At 63.7% G+C, this 19,052-nt stretch carries 9 protein-coding genes; 4 read left to right on the plus strand and 5 right to left on the minus strand.

Features of this window, described 5'->3' with window-relative positions; translation table 11 throughout:
- Positions 1-48: 48 nt before the first annotated feature.
- Together IPM89_08325 and IPM89_08330 are read left to right on the plus strand one after the other, a co-directional pair.
- Positions 49-6,603 carry a HEAT repeat domain-containing protein gene (locus IPM89_08325; protein ID QQS52946.1) on the plus strand — a complete coding sequence of 2,185 codons (6,555 nt, stop codon included), beginning with the start codon at positions 49-51 and terminating at the stop codon, positions 6,601-6,603.
- Positions 6,604-6,632: 29 nt separating this feature from the next.
- Positions 6,633-6,998 (plus strand): type II toxin-antitoxin system VapC family toxin, encoded by a 366-nt coding sequence (locus IPM89_08330; protein QQS52947.1) that lies wholly within the window; start codon positions 6,633-6,635, stop codon positions 6,996-6,998.
- A 43-nt stretch (positions 6,999-7,041) separates the two neighbouring features.
- Here the strand turns inward: IPM89_08330 and IPM89_08335 are convergent, their stop codons facing one another.
- Entirely contained in the window at positions 7,042-8,937 is a 1,896-nt protein-coding gene (locus IPM89_08335; protein ID QQS52948.1) for an ATP-binding cassette domain-containing protein, read from the minus strand.
- 393 nt (positions 8,938-9,330) lie between these two features.
- Between IPM89_08335 and IPM89_08340 the strand changes: the two genes are divergently transcribed.
- Positions 9,331-9,588, plus strand: a complete 258-nt coding sequence (locus tag IPM89_08340; GenBank protein ID QQS52949.1) for an AbrB/MazE/SpoVT family DNA-binding domain-containing protein — start codon at positions 9,331-9,333, stop codon at positions 9,586-9,588.
- Positions 9,585-10,001: a type II toxin-antitoxin system VapC family toxin gene (locus tag IPM89_08345; protein ID QQS52950.1), complete on the plus strand. Its 417-nt coding sequence runs from the start codon at positions 9,585-9,587 to the stop codon at positions 9,999-10,001. Before IPM89_08340 ends, IPM89_08345 begins: the two co-directional genes overlap by 4 nt.
- 36 nt (positions 10,002-10,037) lie before the next feature.
- Here the strand turns inward: IPM89_08345 and glgX are convergent, their stop codons facing one another.
- The 4 genes from glgX to IPM89_08365 form a co-directional block, all read right to left on the minus strand.
- Positions 10,038-12,188 carry a glycogen debranching protein GlgX gene (gene glgX / locus IPM89_08350; GenBank protein ID QQS52951.1) on the minus strand — a complete coding sequence of 717 codons (2,151 nt, stop codon included), beginning with the start codon at positions 12,186-12,188 and terminating at the stop codon, positions 10,038-10,040.
- 94 nt (positions 12,189-12,282) lie between these two features.
- On the minus strand, positions 12,283-13,515 hold the full coding sequence (locus IPM89_08355; protein ID QQS52952.1) for a glucose-1-phosphate adenylyltransferase: 1,233 nt from the start codon (positions 13,513-13,515) through the stop codon (positions 12,283-12,285).
- Complete coding sequence (gene treS / locus IPM89_08360; protein ID QQS52953.1) at positions 13,512-16,850, minus strand: maltose alpha-D-glucosyltransferase; 3,339 nt, start codon at positions 16,848-16,850, stop codon at positions 13,512-13,514. The genes IPM89_08355 and treS overlap by 4 nt, the downstream gene beginning before the upstream one ends.
- A gap of 13 nt (positions 16,851-16,863) precedes the next feature.
- The gene (locus IPM89_08365; GenBank protein ID QQS55845.1) at positions 16,864-18,885 is read right to left on the minus strand and encodes an alpha-1,4-glucan--maltose-1-phosphate maltosyltransferase; all 2,022 of its coding nucleotides are present in this window, start codon (positions 18,883-18,885) and stop codon (positions 16,864-16,866) included.
- Between the last annotated feature and the right edge of the window lie 167 nt (positions 18,886-19,052).

Genomic DNA, 19,052 nt, shown 5'->3' on the forward strand with positions numbered 1-19,052 from the left:
TACCACCACTGCCAAGCGTAAACCGTATTCCAAAAGGAACCGCCTCCCGTGGCCAAACAATACGCGCCCCACATTGAACGCTTATTGACCGTCGCCGCCAGCGGCAAACTCCTTGCCGTGGGCGGTCGCCGCGACGCAATGGGTGTCACCGACTCCAGCGTCCACCTGCTGCAACTACCCAAGCTGAACGCGCGCTTCAGTGCCCCGCTGGACACTGCCGTATCCACGCTGGCCTTTTGCGGCGATGAGCTGTTGCTGGCTGGAACCGTCAAGGGCGATCTAGCCATTTGGCGCGCGAGCGGCGAAGGCAAAACCCCGGATTGGCAGCAGACTGTTCACACCGGCACGGTGCGGGCGCTGGTTGCGTCCGACTCGCAGATCCTGAGCGTGGGCGATGACGGCGGACTGGCACTGCACGCCATCGAAATGGACGGCGATCAACCCCGTCTGCGCGAGCAAACCAAGCGTCGTCTGAGCGAACAGCCATTACGCGCCGTGGCGCTGGACCCGACAAGCGGCAACGTGGCCGCCGCCGGTGCCGACAACACCATTTACGTCCTGCCACTGGCGCGACTGGGCGATGCCGAACCCCGCGCCATGCCCTGCGGTGAACGCGGCATTTTTGCTCTGACCTTCACCGGCGATGGGCGCATCGTAGCCGGTTGCGGCGATGGTTCGATCCGGGTTTGCTTTCTGGAAGGGGCCATCGACGAAGAAAATCGCAGCGGCGACGCCGCCCATCAGGGGCCGGTGCGTAGCCTGCTGTTCAGTGCGGCGCTGAACGACGAACAAGACCGTCCCCTACCCCGCCGTTTGTTCTCGCTGGGCGAGGACGGCGAACTCAAGGTCTGGACGCTGGACCAGCGCCGCAAACCGCGCACCGTTCCCGTTGGACGCAACGCCAGCGCGCTGGCGCTGTTCGAGCCGTTGCCGCAAGCCAAACCGGAACAGCGCGGCGGCCTGTTGGTCGCGGTTACGGAAAATCGGCTGATTTGGCTCAGTCCGGTCGATCAAAACGGCAATCCGTCCGGTCACGCCGAAACCTGGGATTCCCGACTACAACGCTTGCTCGACGAAGTGAAGGCGAACCGCTCGTCGTCGGCCACCTTGGACGCTTTGGCGCAACTGGCCGAGGACGAGGCGCGGGAAGGTTTGGAATACGTGCTCAGCCAGGATTCCCGGCCGGGGCGACGCATTGAGGCCGCGCAACGGCTAGGTGACGGCCAACGCCGCCGTAGCCGACCGACACTGGCCAAGGCGCTGAACGACGATCACGCTGGCGTGCGCAAGGCCGCGCTGAAAGCGTTGGAACGGATCGACGCCGAAACGCCCCTGCAAGCCCTGCAACCGGCGCTAGGCAGCCGCCACCCGGACATTCGGCTCGATGCGGTGCAAGGCCTGACCGCGTTACGCCAAGCGTCGCCCCTGGTGCCGAGACTGCTGAACGAGCGGCTGAACGACTCGGACGCCAAAGTCCGCGAAGCCGCCCTCGACGGCTTGCTGAGCTTGGACCCCGAAGCCAGCGTCGCATTGCGCGGCGCGTTCGAGCGAGGCTCCCCCGATATCCGTCGCGCGGTTCTGATCCGACTGGGACGCCAGCGCTTGAGCGCCACGCCACAGGGTCGCCAACTGCTTGGCCACGCGCTCAACGACGAAACCCACGAAGTCCGTCAGGCGGCGCTCTGGGTCGCGGTCGCGGCGCATCCCGCGCTTGCCGCTCGCCTGCGCACTGGCGGCGGTGACATCACCAAGATGCTGGACGAACTCCGGGCACAAGGGGTCGGCGAAGAAAGCGCGGCCACGCCCGACGCTCTGGCCGAAGCGGAGCTGGAACCGCTGTTCGCGGCCCTGGTCTCCCGTCACCCGGATATCGCCCTGCAAAGCGCCCTGTGTCTGAGCTGGCTCGGCGACGACCGGGCCAGCGGCGCCTTGCTGCAACTCAGCCGGGAACCGGAGGTCGGGACACGGCGGATAGTCGCCCGTTTCATGGCCAACGCCATCATCAATCTCGCGGGCGATCGGCGCTTGCGCTTGCGTCTGCAATGGCTGTTGAACGACGACGATGCGCAAGTACGCGCCGAAGCATTCGACGGTCTGCTCAAGTTGGCCGAACCGGAAGGTCCGGCCGGCGAGATCGATCTGGCCGAACTGGCGCTGCGCACTCAGGCGGGCGAGATTCGGACCCGCGCCCTGCAACTCCTGGTCAAGCACGGCGCGACCGCGCAAAACGAACTCGCCACCCGTATCGACGGACTGCTCGGTCATGCCCTGGACGATGAAGCCGAGGACGTGCGCCGGGAAGCCTTGCGAACGTTATGGGCCTGGCACAGCAAACGTCCGGAAACCACCCTGCGTCGGACAGTCGCTTCGGTGCATCCCGACGTGCGCCGCTGGGCCGTGGACGAACTGGCTCGCCAAGCCCGCCAATCGCGCGCCTGGGCCAGGGAACTGCTGATCGAGCGGGTCGGCGACAACGCCGCCGAGGTGGGATTGGCCGCCTACCAAGCCTTGACCAAAGAAGACGCTGACAAGAAACGCTCCAATTACCACTTGGCGGCGCTCGATTCGCCTGCCGCCGAAGTCCGTTTGGCTGGTTTGAAAGGCGCGTTGGAAGCGTCCGACCCGGCCCCACTGCGAAACCGCTTAATCGAACTGCTGCAAAGCGAGGAAGCGCCTCAGTTCCTCGCCGCCATCGAAGCGCTCGATAAATTGCTGCCCAACGACGCGCAAGCGTTCGCTCTCGCCCTCGACAGTCCGTTCCATCTACTGCGGGTGCGCGCTGGCGAGTTGTGCGGCAAGCGCCGGGATCACCGCGCCGTCGGAGCGATGCGGGCTTTGCTGAGTATCCCCAAGACCGACCACGACCGCCCGTCCGATACGCTGCGCCAGCGCGCCGCCAGCGCCCTGGCCGACGTGGGCGACCCGGCCAGCATTCCGTTTCTCACCACTTTGCTGCGCGACGAGGATGCCCTGGTCCGGGAACACGGCGCGCGTGGCTTGGCCGCCGCCTGTCTAAATGGCAACGAGCAACCGCTGGTTGCCGCGCTGGCTCATGCCGACCTGGCGGTGCGCAGTTGGGCCGCCGACGGCCTGTCGAAATTGGGCGATGCACGGGCGCTGCCGGTACTGGCTGGCACCCAGCGCCACGAGCATCCGCCGATCCGGCGCGGCGCGCTGTACAGCTTCGTCGCGCTCGGCGGCAATGGGGTGCAAGGCTTGCTGCAAGGATTGGAAGACCGCGAGCGCGATCTCCAGGAGTTGACCTTCGCCGTGATCGTGGCCCGCGATATTGCCTTGGCGCGGGCGCGATTGGAACCGGATTTGCTGCTCAGCGCCCTGAGCGCCGGCCAGCCGGAAATCCGCTTCGCCGCCGCGCGCGCTCTGGAAGTGCGGCTGTGCGATGAAGACCTGGGGCAATGGGGACTGGAACTGATCGGGCCGCGCCAGCCGGAGAAAGCCAGCGATATGCGCAACTGGCCGGACCCGGCGCAACGGCCGCGTCTGCTCAACGCCGTGGTCAACGCCCTGGCCAGCGATTCTCCAGCCCGGCGCTACGCCGCCGCCCAGGTTCTCGGCTTGCGTCCGCAACCGGAAAGCTTTTGGCGCGAAGCGAAGCGTCTCGCCGAAATCGCCACCGACCCAGCGCCACCCCAAACCGCGCCCGAAGCCGAAACGCCGCTGGAGCGCAAAACCGGCTGGATTCGCGGGCTGTTTCAGCGCAAGTCACAACAGCCGAGCGGCTCCGCCACCCAACGCCTGCTGACCGTGTTGCGTTTCGCCGGTGGCGGGCGACCGTTGCCCAAGGATCAGGATCAAGCCGGCGCGTCCGAACTGTGGCGGCTGGCATTTGGAACTTACGCCGGCCTGATTCGGCAAGCGCCGGTCGCCAAGGGGCCGGACGATTATCAACGGGTACGGCGCGACAGCATCGCCCGTCTCGCGACGCTGGCCCAACAGTCCGTCATTGGCCGGGAGGCGGTGTTGCCGGTACTGCGCCAAGCCCTGGGCGATCCGCATCACCTGGTCCGACAAGCAGCGCTGAACGCACTGGCCGAACTGCATCCGCACGAGCCGTTGGAACCGCTGACCCTGGCCTTGAACGTCGATTCCGCCGACCTCGGCCGCAATGCTTTTGATCGCCTGCTGGCTTTGGCCGCAGCCGGCGATGCGCGCGCCGCCGAACTGGCCCGTAGCGCGGTCAATGCCGCCAACGCCGAAACGCGCCGCCACGCCCTGGAGCAACTACCCCGCCTGTATCCCACCGGCAGTCTGGAACCCTGGTTGCTGGCGCTGAACAGCCGCCATGACGATTTGCGGCTCACCGTGGTGGATCGCCTGCTCAATGCCAACGATCCGCGCATCGCGGTGGCCTTGAGTCGCGCTTTGGAAAGCGAGCACGAGGAGTTGCGCTTGCGCGCCGCCGTGGGCTTGGCCCAGCGCGGCGAGTCACTGGCCCTGGACGTGTTGGCCGCCGCTCTGCGCGGCGAACCACGGATCGCCAACCGAGCGCTGGAGGCGCTGGTCGTCTTGGCGCACGCCCGTCCGAACGAGCAGGTCGCGGCAAAGGCGACCGAAGCCGTAACGGCGCGCCTGGAAGACGATCCCGACCTGAGCGCCGACCATCCGGCCCTGCTGCGCGCCCTCGGTCGCATCGGCCATATCGCCGCCGCGCCGCTGCTGGGTCGCTGGTTGCTGGATAAGGACAAAGCCACTGATCACAGCCAAGCCCTGGACGTGCTGTTACAACTGTTGCGCGACCGGGTCCAACCGGAGCAAAAGCGGGCGGACGGGCGGCAATACCCGCGCTATCGGGAAGCATTGGCCCTGGAAGCCTTGCCGCCGTTACTCGATCACGACAACGCCGCGATTCGCACGCGCGTCGTCGAAGTGTTGGGCAATCTGGAGGCGAAACAGGCGGAAATGCTGCTGGTCCGGCTGCTGGACGACCGCGACGAGGCCATTCGGGCGCTGGCCTGCGCGCAATTGGCGCAACGCATCGTCGCCGGCATGCCCGACGCCAGTTTGGAACCGCTGACGTGGGCGCTTGCCGGTGGTCGCCGCGAACTGTTGCTGGCCGCCGCCGAAGGCTTGGCCAGGCAACAACGGCCGGAAGCCTTCCAACCACTGTTGCTGGCGTTCACGGCAGGTGCGGATGTAGAGCGGAAACGCGCCATCGCCGCGCTGGGCGAGTTAGGCGACCGGCGCGCTTTGGACTATCTGGAACCGTTGCTTGATCAACGCGCCGATTTGCCCGCCGACGACCGGGCCTTGGCCCCGGATGCCGCCGAGGCGCTCGGCGCTTTGCTCCCCCGCCTGAGCGACGCCGACGAACGGCAACGGGTGCGCGACCATCTGGAACGGCTGGCCCGCGAAGGTGTGGGCGAACTGCGCTGGCGGACACTGAGCGGTTTGCGGCGCGTCGGCGACGAGCGCAGCCGTGCCCTGCTGGAACGCCTCGTCAGCGATCCCTACGAAAATGGCACCGCCCGACAACGGGCCGCCGTCGAACTGGGTCAACTGAGCGTATCTGCTTCCGAACCGGTGTTGGAGTCGCTGCTGCACCAGCGCGACGCCGGTCTGCGCAAGGCCGGTCTGGAGGCGTTGCGGCGGATTTATCCCAATGATGCCACCCAGGTCAACCTGCTGGCTCTGAACAGCGAATACGCCGAGATCAGCCAGCCCGCCGCGCGTTTTCTGGCTCGCCAGGGCGACCCCGACACCCTCACGCAGCGACTCGGTGTAGTTAAGGATCAACAGGTTCGACAACGCCTGCGGCGCGGGTTGATCCGCCGCCAAGCCTTCTCCCGTGACGCTTTGGGCGAGTTGCTGCGCGGCGACGCGGCGGCGACGCGGATCGAGGCAGCCTGGATCGCCGGTAACAGCGGTGACCGGGATTTGGCGGAAGCCGTGCAAAGCGCGCTGGAACGAGCGGCGAATGGTTGGCGACAAGCCGACGAACGGCATTTATGGGAACAGGTCAGTGCGGAAGCGCAGGCTTGGCGGGCCAGTCTGTGGGCCGCCCGTCAACTGCAACTCGCCGTCGCGCCAGCGGCGCGGGCCGCACTTGCCGATCCCCGCCATCCAGTAGCGGTACGACGCGAGGCGATTCGCTGTCTGGCCGAGTGCGGCGATGCCAAGGACAGCAACGCGCTGTTGCAAGCGCTGGAGGATGTCGATTCCGGGGTGCGCGCGGCGGCCAGCGCTGCTCTGGCCCGGCTGGGCGGCGACTCCGTGCTCCAACATTTAGAGCGATCCAAGCGCATTGATGGCGCGGCCTTGCGCCCGGTCCTGCGGGCGGTGCTGCCCGGCGCGGATGGCCGCTTGCTGGCCAGCACCGAACAGCGGCAAGCCGCGCTGCCGGTTTATCTGGAGCAGGGAGAAGTCGCGGCGCTGATCCGTCGCGCCACCGCAACCGATGGGGAAGCGGCGGCGCGGTCGAGCGCGATTGCGGCCCTGGGCCGACTGGGTGGCGAAGCCGCGCAAACCACCTTGCAGGGCATCCTGGCCAACAAGAGCGAGGACGGCACGATTCGAGCCATCGCCTTCAAGGGCTTGCGGCGCTTGGAACGACGGGTGGCGAATCGGGTTGCTTCCGGTGGATAACCTCAGGGGGATACCCACAAAATCAATGCTTGCGAACTTCAGCACGAGTGCGCGATTCCCCGCAACGTTCCACCGCCGCCCGCACCCTGTTCAGCGATCCGACGCATACGATTTACCTGAGTGCGGTTTCAGCGTGGGAGATCACGGTCAAGCATGGTTTAGGCTGGTTGCCGCTGGCCGAACCACCGCACCGATATATTCCGACTGAACGGGACAAGCACGATATTCTGTCGCTTGATCTCAGTGAAGCCGCCGTGCTCGAACTGCGGCGACTGCCCAACCATCACCCAGATCCATTCGACCGTATGCTGATTTGCCAAGCGATTGCGCACGGTCTGGCTCTGCTAACGCCAGACAGCCACATTCAAGCCTATCCGGTACGGACAGCGTGGTAGTCCAGCCGCTGGTTTTGCCCATTGCGCCGCATGGCACAGCACTTCATCCCACCCGTTCTCGCGCTTCCAGTTCTTCCCAGCGTTCGTAAACCGCTTCCAGTTCCGCCTCCAACACCCGCAACTCCTCCAGCCGCTGCGTGACAACCGCTGCTTCCTGCTTGTAAAAGGCGGGATCGGCAGTCGCGGCGTGCAATTCCTGCTGGCGCTGCTCCAGTTCCTCAATGCGTGCCGGCAGTCGCTCCAATTCCCGCCGTTCGTTGTAGCTCAACTTGCCTGGCGCGGCAGGTTTTGGCATGGGCGAGGCGGCGGGCTTCGACTTGACGGCGGGAACCGCTCCCGGCGCAGCGGGTCGTTGGCGCAGCCAGTCACTGTAGCCGCCGACATATTCGCGGATGCGCCCGCCGCCTTCGAACACCAGACAACTGGTCGCCACGTTATCCAGAAAGGTGCGGTCGTGGCTGACCAGCAGCAGGGTGCCGGTGTACTCCAGCAGCAGTTCTTCCAGCAGTTCCAGCGTTTCCAGATCGAGATCGTTGGTCGGTTCGTCCATGACCAGCAGGTTGGCCGGCTGGCTGAATAGTCGGGCCAGCAGCAACCGGTTGCGCTCGCCGCCGGACAACGACTTGACCGGCGAGCGCGCCCGCTGGGCGGTGAACAGAAAATCACCCAGGTAACCGATGACGTGGCGACGCTGGCCGTTGATCTCGATGTGCTCACGGCCCCCGGCGACGTTGTCCAGCACGGTTTGTTCCGGATTGAGTTGTTCGCGCAGTTGATCGAAATAGGCCACTTCCAGCTTGGTGCCCAAGCGCACTTCGCCGGTATTCGGCCGCAAGCGCCCCAGCAGCAGATTCAGCAGAGTGGTTTTTCCGGAACCGTTGGGGCCGATCAGGCCCACCCGGTCGCCACGCATGATGCGGGTCGAGAAGTCGCGGATCAGCGGCTCGTCCTGCCAGGCGTAGCCGACGCGTTGCGCCTCGATCACCAGCCTGCCGGAGGTTTCCGCCTGCTCCAGCGCGATGCTGGCCTTGCCCAGTTGCTCGCGGCGCTGGCGGTGCGCCTCGCGCAAGGCCAGAAGCGCTCGTACCCGGCCCTCGTTGCGGGTGCGGCGGGCCTTGATACCCTGCCGAATCCACACTTCTTCCTGCGCCAGATTCTTGTCGAACTTGGCGTTGTGCCGGGCCTCGACTTCCAGCAGCGCCGCCTTCTTTTCCAGAAACGCCGCGTAGTCGCCGGGCCAGGACGTCAACATGCCGCGATCCAGTTCCAGCAGGCGGGTGGCCAGCCGTTGCAGAAGTGTCCGATCGTGCGTGACGAACAGCAGGCCACCGCGAAATTCCAGCAGTTCCTGCTCCAACCATTGGATGGTTTCCAGATCGAGATGGTTGGTCGGCTCGTCCAGCAGCAGCAAATCCGGCTCGCACACCAGCGCCCGGCCCAGCAGCACCCGCCGCCGCCAGCCGCCGGACAATTCCGCCAGCGGGGCGTCGGCTGGCAGTTGCAAACGGCTGATGACGGTTTCGACCCGCTGTTGCCAGCGCCAGCCGTCGCGCGCTTCCAGTTCGTGCTGCAAGTGTTCCATGTTCCGCATCCGTTCGGGCGCGGGGTCATGCGTGAGTTGCGCCGCCGCCTCGTGATACTTGGCCAGCAAATCCCCCAGCCCATCCAGCCCGCCGGCCACGATCTCAAACGCGGTAGCGGTGGTATCCACCGGCAGCTCCTGCGCCAGCGTGGCCACACGCAGCCCAGGCTGCCGCCAAGTTTCGCCGCCGTCGGGTTGAATCTCGCCGGCCAGCAGGCGCAGCAGGGTGGTTTTACCGGTGCCGTTGCGACCGATCAGGCAAACCCGCTCGCCGGGATCGATTTGGAAGCTGGCGCCATCCAGCAGTTTTTCGGCGCCGAAGGCGATGGAGAGGTTGTCGATACTCAACAAAGGCATGAGGATTCGTATCCTTATATCGTTTCCCGATAGGTTTTGTTCTTTTCTGAGGCCAATAACCACCCTGTTCGTCATACCCGCGAAAGCGGGTATCCCGTTTTTCAGCGGCGGCCTGGATTCCCGCATTCGCGGGAATGACGAAAACCTATTCAGAATTGGTATTACTTTAGCGAGAAAGATGCGTCATTATGGATTCAAAGGGGGGCGCCGCGTCAGCGGCAGGGGGATCCGGCTCGACCATCCGCGTTTCCACCACTCAAAGAGGGTCTTATATGAACCCGTCCGCGCTCCATCCTTCAACGCAAATCGCAAGGATCGACACGCACTGCCTGTTTGACGCGATTTCAAGCGCGGCCTATGCTTTGGCCTATGCAACTAACGGAAGAGGCCATCATGCCCGCATCTGATCAGATCGTCGAACGCCGCGCTCGCCTGTTCCGCAATGGCCGCAATCAGGCCGTGCGCATCCCGCGTGAATTCGAGTTGCCGGGCGATGAAGTCATCCTCTACAAAGACGGCGAGCGCCTGATCGTGGAACCGGTGAAGAAACCGACTCATCTCCTGGAACTGCTGGCGACGCTGGAACCCATCGAAGAGGCCTTTCCCGACGTGGATGCGGGACTGCCAGCGTTGGACGACATCCAGCTATGAACGGCCCACGCTATCTGTTGGACACCAATATCGTATCCGATCTTGCCCGGCATCCCGGCGGACCGGTGATGCAGCGCATCGCGGCGGTCGGGGTCGAACAAATCGGCATCAGCAGCATCGTCGCCTGCGAAGTGCGCTTCGGCGCGATGAAAAGCGGATCGCAACGCTTGGCGCAACGGGTAAAGTTGCTGCTCGATCAGATCGCGACATTCCCGATGGAATCGCCGGTCGAGGAGCACTACGCCGAGATTCGCGACACGCTGGAGCGCGCGGGCACGCCCATTGGCCCCAATGACTTGCTGATCGCCGCCCACGCCCGATCGTCGGGGCTAACCTTGGTCACCAACAACATGCGCGAGTTTTCCCGCGTACCGGGACTCCTGGTCGAAAACTGGCTGGCGAACACCGCCTGAAACTTCGTGATCGAGGATCGGAATCCATCTGATCAATCAGGACAGCCGCCGACGGCGATGTTTCAGCAGCACCAGCGAGCGGCCCTGCACTGGATAGGGTTCCTCGGCGGGATGCTCGTCGCCGCTGACCGGGCGACCCTGCGGCAAGGCGGTATCGATCAGCACCTCGAATGGCGAGCCGTCCCGCAGGATCGGCAGCATAAACGGGATTTCTTCGTGATGGGAATTGACCAGCACCAGGAAATCGTCGTCCTCCAGCGCGTGTCCGCGCTCGTCCCAGTCGCCCAATCCGTTACCGGGCAGATACAGCCCCAGACAACGGGCGTAGTCGTGTGTCCACTCGTCGTCGTCGATCTCGCGGCCGTCGGGGTTGAACCAAAGAATGTCGCGGACTCCGTCGCCATGGATACCGCGAAAAAAATGCCGGCGGCGAAAGGTAGGATGCCGCTGGCGAATTTGGATCAGGTGCTGGGTAAACACCAGCAACTCGCGATTCTCCTTTAACCAGGCCAGATCCCAATCCAGCCAGCTGAGTTCGTTGTCCTGGCAATAGGCGTTGTTGTTGCCACGTTGGGTACGGCCGACCTCGTCGCCGGCCAGCAGCATCGGCACGCCCTGCGACAGCAGCAGGGTCGCCAGCAGATTACGCCGCTGGTGCAGCCGCAGCGCCAGCACGGCCGGATCGTTGGTGTCGCCCTCCGCCCCGCAATTCCAACTGCGGTTGTGCGAATCGCCATCCTGGTTGTTCTCGCCGTTGGCTTCGTTGTGGCGCTCGTTATGGCTGACCAGATCGTACAGGGTAAAACCGTCGTGGGCGGTGATGAAATTGATGCTGGCGGGCGGGCGACGGCCGTTGTGCTGGTACAGATCGGCGGAACCGGTCAAGCGATAGGCCAGCTCGCCGATCAATCCACCCTCGCCGCGCCAGTAGTCACGCACCACGTCGCGATACTTGCCGTTCCACTCGCTCCAGCCGACCGGAAACTGGCCGACCTGATAACCATTTTCGCCCACATCCCACGGTTCGGCGATCAACTTGACTTGCGACAGCACCGGGTCCTGCTGGACCACGTCCATGAATGTGCCGTTCTGATCGATCGTGCCATCCGCTTCCCGCGCCAGCGTGGCGGCCAGGTCGAAGCGGAAACCGTCCACACGCATCTCCTGCACCCAGTAGCGCAGGCTGTCCATCACCATCTGCAACACCCGGGGATGGGCGGTGTTCAGGGTGTTGCCGCAGCCGGTGTAATCCATGGTGTAGCGTGGATGCTCGGGCGACAAGCGGTAATAACTGGCGTTGTCGATGCCGCGAAAACTCAGGGTCGGGCCAAGTTGATTGCCCTCGGCGGTGTGGTTGTACACCACGTCGAGGATCACTTCGATGCCGGCCGAGTGCAGCGACTTGACCATGCTCTTGAATTCGGCGACCGGATTATCGGTGGCGGCGTAGCGCGGGTCCGGGGCGAAATAGCCGAGCGGGCTGTAGCCCCAGTAGTTGCGCAAGCCGCGATCCAGCAGATGGCGCTCGTCGATGAAGTACTGGATCGGCAGCAACTCCACCGCCGTGACCCCCAGCGCCTTGAGATAATCGATCACCGGCCCGCAGGCCAGCCCGGCGTAACTGCCGCGCAGATTGGTTGGCACATCGGGATGGCGCATGGTGAAGCCGCGCACATGCAGTTCGTAGATGAGGGTGTCGTGCCAGGGTATCCGCGGCGGCCGGTCGTCGCCCCAGAAAAAGGCGGTATCCGCCACCAAACACTTGGACATGCCCGGTGCGCTGTTACGGGTACTGAAGCTCAGATCCTCGGTGCGACCACCGATCCGGTAGCCGAACTGGGCGTCGCTCCATTGAATCTGGCCGACGATCGCCTTGGCGTAGGGATCGAGCAGCAGTTTGTGGGCGTTGAAACGGTGGCCCTCCTCCGGCCGATGCGGTCCCTGCACCCGGTAGCCATACAGCAGGCCGGGTCGGGCGTCCGGCAGATAACCGTGCCAAACCCGACCGGTTTGTTCGCGCAAGGGGATTTGCTCGACTTCGTGCTTACCCCGCGCATCGAACAGACACAACACCACCTGCTCGGCGTGTTCCGAAAACAGCGCGAAGTTGACGCCCTCGCCGTCCCAGTTCGCGCCCAATGGGTACGGCCGACCGGGCCAGACAACGGTGCTGGATGGACTGATCATCGGCTTCAATCCCTAAAGGGAACCACAGAATTAGGGGACAGGAAACCGGGGGGCGGCGGAAAAAAACCGGCCCCCCGAGACCCGTCCCCTGCCCTCATTCGCTAAACGCTTGCATGGTCGCGGTCACCTCGCCGGGCCCGACCACCGTAATACCACCCTGGGTCACTTGGTATAACTTGCGATCCTGTTCGAGATCGTAGCCGATGCGGGTACCCGCCTCGATCACGTTATAACCACCGATGATGGCGCGCCGCAACCGGGCGCCGCGCTTGATGTGGACGTACTCCTGAATCAGGCAATCCTCGATCTCCACATCCTCCTCGATAATGACCTCGCGACGGATGATGGTGTTGGTGATTTTGGCCTGACGCACCATCGAGCCGGCGGCCACCACGCTGTTTTTAACACTGGCATCCAGCAGGCGCGCCACCGGCCCCTGATAGTTACTGGAAAAGATCCGCCACTGGGGGTTGAACATATCGAAACGCGGCTTCTCGCCCAGTAGATCCTGATGGGCGTTGAAATAAGCATCCCGCGTGCCGACATCGCGCCAGTAGGCCTGCTCCTCATAAGGCTTGGTCCCCGGCACCTTGTTGGTGGCGAAGTCGTAGGCGAACACCCGATGGGTATCTTTCAGATTCGGCAATACATGGTGACCGAAATCGTGTTCGCCGCGCTCATGCGCCTCCTTGAGCGCCTGGATCAGCACCTTGGCGTTGAACAGATAGTTGCCCATTGAGGCGTAGGAGCGGGTGGGATCGGAGGGCATGGGCGGCGGGTTGGCCGGTTTCTCCTTGAAGTCGCTGACCCGGCCCGCGTGATCGGCGTCGATGACGCCGAACGAACTGGCATCGGCGATTGGCACCGGCAGCGCGGCAACGGTCGCGTCGGCTTCCCGCTCCAGGTGGAAATCCACCATCTGCTGGAGATCCATCCGATAAATGTGATCGGCGCCGAACACCAGCACCAAATCAGGATTGTGCAGTTGAATCAGATTCAGGTTCTGATACACGGCATCGGCGGTGCCCATGAACCAGTCGCCGCCGCGCATCATTTGCGGCGGCACCACCGTCACGAATTCCTCGTTCCGCATCGGCGACACCACCCACGCCTTGCGGACGTGTTCGATCAGGGACTGGGACTTGTACTGCACCAGCATGTAGATCGACTGAATTCCCGAATTAAGCAGGTTGCTCAACACGAAATCCACAATGCGGTAGCGGCTGCCGAACGGCAGCGACGGTTTGGAGTTATACGCCGTCAGTGGGCTCAAGCGGGCACCTTCGCCGCCCGCCATGACAAAAGCCAGGACTTTCGGTTGTTTCATCGCGGCACATCCTTCGTTTCGAGTGATAGTAGTTCGCACAAACCCCCGAGCGGGATGGCAACCCAGTCGGGGCGGTTATCCAGTTCGTAACGCAGTTCGTAACAGGCTTTCTCCAGCGTAAACAAATCCAGCAAGGCCTTGGCCTGCTCGGGATCGGCCGGATAGCTCGGGCAATCCCGCAGGGATGCGGCGTAACCCTCCAGGAACGCGGTCCGGGCCTGGCGCTCCCAATCGCCGATGTAGGACGCCAGTTCTTCCCAGTTGGCGGTACCGTCGGCGGTTGACTGCCGCAAGGCGGCGTGCGCGGCATAATTGAGCGAGCGCAACATGCCGACCACATCCCGCAGCGGCGAGTTTTTGTGGCGTCGCTCTTCCAGCGACCGCGACGGTTCGCCCTCGAAATCGATGATGATGACGTCGTCCTTGGCCACCAGCACCTGGCCGAGGTGGTAATCGCCGTGGAAGCGGGTCTTCATCGGCAGCGAATCCGCGATCTCCAGTTGGTCCAACCGGGCCATGAGGTGCTCGCGCGCGGTCAGCAGGCAACCAGCCAGGGAGCGCGCCGGTTCCGCCAATCGCCACTGCGCCTGTTCCAGCCGCTCCAGCGTGGTGGTCGCCTCCTGTCGAATCTGCTCGATCCAGCCGCTCAGATCGGCCGGCGTGATCGGTTCCGGATCGAAAGCGGCATCGCCGGTGGCCAGCGCCAGCGCCCGATGCAATTCGCCCGTGCGCCGGCCCAGGGTCGTGGCGAACAACAGATAAAGCACATGCACGCCCTCGCCGGCTTCCCGCACCGTTTCCGGTTGCTGCACGCAATCGTCCAGGAACCGTTTCAGGTAATCCTGGGTGTAGGTCCAGGCATCGCCCTGGTTGCCGACAAAGCCTTGCAGCATCGCCAGCGCGATGACGTTGCCATCCTTGTCTTCGTACTCCAGGGCCCCGGCCAACGGCGCGGCGTTGCCGAAGTCGGCGACGTCGGTCAGGAATCGCCCCATCTCCAACTCGGGATTGATGCCGGGCCGTAAACGTCGATAGCCCTTGAGTAGCATCCGGTCGCCGACATTGAGGGTGGTATTGCTGCTGTCCAGCGCCAGCCGCTTGACCGGCAGCATCTCCGGCAGGTCGCCGGCCAGGCCGTGGAAGATGCGAGTCGAGGAGAATTTCAGCCAGCCGCCACCCAGCGGTATCCGGGTGTTGCGCGCCATCATCTTCAGCATGGACTGCGTGAATTTCTCATTGGCGTAGGCGTCGTACAGCAGGCCCATCCGGGCACGGACCCGGACCCGCGCCAGCGTGTAGGGCCACAGTGGGCGCAGTTTCTCCTCACCCTCGTCTTCCCAGGCCAGCGCCATCGGCAAACCGTAATCCTGCGGCTCCGGCCGCTCGGCCAGCCAGACCCGGATTCGGGCCAGCACCCATTCGGTCTGATCGACCCAGACGTCGTAGTTATCGAACTCGACCGACTCGATGCGCCCGCTCTTGCCGGCGAACCAGCGCTGGGTGGGCAGGAATTCCGGCAGCACCCGCCGGGTCAGCCGCTCGTGCAGATTCATGGCCATTTCCCGCCGGCTGGGCTCGACCTGATCGACGAAGAAGCTCTTCCAGCCCTGGAACAGCACCAGAATCCGCAGGTCCCCACCGGGCAACCGGTCTTCGTGCCAGACCGGCGGCGCGGCGTAACTCAAGCGGAACCAGTAGACCCCGTAGCGGGGCAGGGTTAGCAGATAGGGCAGCTCGCCGATCGGCGGAAACGGGTTCTGACCCAGCATTTCCACCGGCACCATGCCCTTGAATTTGCTCAGATCGAGCTCCACCGGCTGGGCGGAACGCGACAGATTGGCCACGCACAGCACCACCTCGTCGGCGTGGGCGCGGACATAGGCCAGAATCTTGCGGTTGCCGGGCCGCAGCATCTCCAGCCGGCCACGACCAAAGGCCCGGCAGGTCCGGCGCACGGCGATCATCCGCTTCATCCAGTTCAACAGCGAGGCCGGCGCGCGATGCTGCGCCTCCACATTGACCGCCTCGTAACCGTAGATCGGGTCCATGATCGGCGGCAGGTACAAGCGCTGCGGGTCGGCCTTGGAGAAACCGGCGTTGCGGTCGGGGCTCCACTGCATCGGGGTACGCACGCCGTTGCGGTCGCCGAGAAAAAAGTTGTCGCCCATGCCGATCTCGTCGCCGTAATAAAAAATCGGCGTGCCCGGCATCGACAACAGCAGGCTGTTCATCAGCTTGATCTTGCTGTAATCGTTGTCCATCAGCGGGGCCAGCCGGCGGCGGATGCCGACGTTGACCCGACTGCGGGGATCGGCGGCGTAGGTGCGGTACATGTAGTCCCGCTCGCGGTCGGTGACCATTTCCAGCGTCAGTTCGTCGTGGTTGCGCAGGAAGATCGCCCATTGGCAGTTGTCGGGAATGTCCGGGGTCTGTTCCAGAATATCGACGATGGGATGACGGTCTTCCTGAGCGATGGCCATATACATGCGCGGCATCAGCGGGAAGTGGTAAGCCATTTGGCACTCGTCACCGTCGCCGAAGTAGTCGCGCACGTCCTCCGGCCATTGATTGGCCTCGGCCAGAAACATGCGACTGCGGTAGTGCCGGTCCACCACGGCCCGCATCTGCTTGATCACCGCATGGGTTTCCGGCAGGTTTTCGTTGTAGGTGCCTTCGCGCACGCACAGGTAGGGGATGGCGTCCAGCCGCACTCCATCCACACCCAAGTCCAGCCAGAACCGCATGATTCTGGTCACGGCTTTCACCACCGCCGGATTGTTATGGTTCAAATCCGGCTGGTGCGAAAAGAAACGATGCCAATAGTATTGTTCCGCCACCGGGTCCCAGGCCCAATTGGAGGTCTCGGTATCGGTGAAGATGATGCGGGTTTCCGGAAATTTATCGTCATTGTCGTTCCAGACGTAGAAATTCCGTTCCGGCGAGCCTCGTGGGGCGCGGCGCGCGGCCTGAAACCAGGGATGCTGGTCGGAGGTATGGTTGATCACCAATTCGGTGATGATCTTCAGACCCCGCGTGTGCGCTTCGCGGACGAAGATCCGGAAATCGGCCATGGTGCCGTACTGGGGATGAATGCTCTGATAGTCGGAGATGTCGTAGCCATCGTCCCGCATCGGCGAAGGATAGAACGGCAACAACCACAGCGTGTCCACGCCCAGTTCCTGGAGATAATCCAGGCGCTGGACCAAGCCGCGAAAATCGCCGACCCCATCGTTGTCGCTGTCGCCAAAGGCCTTGACGTGCAACTGATAAATAAGTGCGTCCTTGTACCACAACGGGTCTTCCACACCGTTCCAGCCCTTCGATTTTTGAGCCATCTATACCTTCTCCTCAACCACTGAATGTATCGAAATCTTGTTCCGTCTGCAGGCTGCTGCGGATGCGGAACACATGGGCCGGCATCCGGTGCGGATTCAACTCGACATAGTTGCGCGGCCCGTTCCAGATATAGTGGGCGCCCGTCAGCAGATCGTGCACCTGAAACGGCTGGTCCGGATCCACGCCCAGCCCCGCCAGATCCAGGCCAGTCCAGCCGGCTTGGGTGTAATTGGGGTCCAGGTTCACCAACACCAGAACGGTGTTGGCGTAATTGTCAGTGGTTTTGCTGTAGCAAATGATCTGTTCGTTATCGACCTCGTGGAACCGCAGGTTCCAATCGGCTTGCAGCGCCGGATTGCGCTTGCGAATGCGGTTCACCAGGGCGATAAAGTCGCGCAGGCTGTTCGGCCCGTCCAATTCCTGGAAGCCGCGATGACGGATCTGGTATTTCTCCGAATCCAGATACTCCTCGCTACCCGGTTTGACGGCGAGATGCTCCATCATTTCGAAGGCTGGGCCGTAAATGCCGTAGTTGGCGGTCATGGTCGCCGCCAGCACCAGCCGGGACATGAACGCCGGCCGGCCACCGTACTGCAGGGCGGCGGTCAGGATATCCGGCGTGTTGGGCCAGAAGTTCGGCCGAAAATATTCGCGCCCCGGCCCCTGAGTCAGTTCGGTCAGGTACTCGATCAGCTCCCATTTGGTGTTACGCCAGGCGTAGTAGGTGTAGGAATGGGTGTAGCCCAATTTGGCCAGGCGGTGCATCACCTTGGGTCGGGTAAAGGCTTCCGCCAGGAAGATGGCGTTGGGAGTGGTTTTCTTGATCTCGGCGACCAGCCACTCCCACATCGGGAAGGGTTTGGTGTGCGGGTTGTCCACCCGGAAGATACGCACGCCCTGCTCGGCCCAGAACTCAAAGATACTCTTGATCTCTTCCCACAGCGCCTTCCAGTCGCTGGTTTCGAAGTTGAACGGATAGATATCCTGATACTTCTTCGGTGGGTTCTCGGCGTACTGCACCGTGCCGTCCGGTCGCCAGCGGAACCAGTCCGGATGCTGCTTGACGTAAGGATGGTCCGGCGCGCACTGCAAGGCGATGTCCAGAGCGATCTCGATGCCGTGCTCCCGGGCCTTGCGCACCAGATGGTGGAAATCTCCCAGCGTGCCGAGCGCCGGCAAAATGTCCTTGTGGCCACCCTCCTCGGCGCCGATGGCCCAAGGGCTGCCGACGTCGTCCGGTCCGGGCGTGAGCGTGTTGTTCTTGCCCTTGCGATTGATCCGGCCGATGGGGTGGATCGGCGGGAAGTACAGCACGTCGAAACCCATGGCGGCGAGCCGCGGCAGCCAGGCTTCGCAGTCCCTGAAGGTGCCGTGCTTGCCGGGCGCGGAACCGCAGGAGCGCGGGAACAGCTCGTACCAGGTGCTGAAGCGGGCACGTTCGTCTTCAGCCATCAATCCCAGGGTCTTTTCGTACTGGATCGCCAATTGGCGGTCGGCATGGTGATGCATCAGCCTGGCCAGTTCCTCGTCCAAACCCAACTGGCGGCGATAGTCCAGATCCTGATCGCCGGCCAACGCCGCGGCGCGTTTGGCCAGCCACTGAGCGTCCGCGCCGCTCGCGCGCCGACTGGCCTTCTCGGTCAGTTCCGCGCCGACCCGCAGGGAAAGCGCGATATCCTCGGCCTGTTCCCAGCGGGGCAAATCGTGCCGCCAGGACTTGAAGGCGTCCACCCAGGCACAGAGGGTGTACTCGTAAAGTCCCACGTCCAGCACCTGGAATTCACCGCGCCAGCGGTCGTTGACCAGAGGGAGCATCAGCACTTCCCGCCACTCGGCCTCGCCCTGCCGGCGGTATTGCAACACGCAAGATAGCGAATCGTGACCGTCGGTGAAAACATCGGCCTCCACCACCACGGTCTCGCCCACCACTCGCTTGATGGGAAACCGGCCCGCGTCGACTTCCGGGCTCACTCCTTCGATGATCGCTCGCTTGCGGCCATCAACCTCCAGCGCTTGCGAGTCGGAATCCTGCATTGGATTCGCCTCGACCACCGCGATCTTGCTCTCGGCAACGGGTGAGGTCGGTTTGGCGGCTGCCTGCTGGACCTTGCCGGCGGCTTGGGTCAGTTCAGGTTCAGCCGGCGCGGCTGGGTGCTTGTCGGCGGGGAAAGTCGGCTTGACCGGCGCCCACTTTTTGTCAT

It is taken from the genome of Candidatus Competibacteraceae bacterium, assembly GCA_016699715.1.
Lineage (GTDB): Bacteria > Pseudomonadota > Gammaproteobacteria > Competibacterales > Competibacteraceae > Competibacter.

What these genes read in the sequence shown, in the direction of transcription:
- IPM89_08335 (QQS52948.1), bottom strand. Translation starts at nt 8,937, where the DNA reads ATGCCTTTGTTGAGTATCGACAACCTCTCCATCGCCTTCGGCGCCGAA.
- IPM89_08340 (QQS52949.1), top strand. Translation starts at nt 9,331, where the DNA reads ATGCCCGCATCTGATCAGATCGTCGAACGCCGCGCTCGCCTGTTCCGC.
- IPM89_08345 (QQS52950.1), top strand. Translation starts at nt 9,585, where the DNA reads ATGAACGGCCCACGCTATCTGTTGGACACCAATATCGTATCCGATCTT.
- glgX (QQS52951.1), bottom strand. Translation starts at nt 12,188, where the DNA reads ATGATCAGTCCATCCAGCACCGTTGTCTGGCCCGGTCGGCCGTACCCA.
- IPM89_08355 (QQS52952.1), bottom strand. Translation starts at nt 13,515, where the DNA reads ATGAAACAACCGAAAGTCCTGGCTTTTGTCATGGCGGGCGGCGAAGGT.
- treS (QQS52953.1), bottom strand. Translation starts at nt 16,850, where the DNA reads ATGGCTCAAAAATCGAAGGGCTGGAACGGTGTGGAAGACCCGTTGTGG.
- IPM89_08365 (QQS55845.1), bottom strand. Translation starts at nt 18,885, where the DNA reads ATGCAGGATTCCGACTCGCAAGCGCTGGAGGTTGATGGCCGCAAGCGA.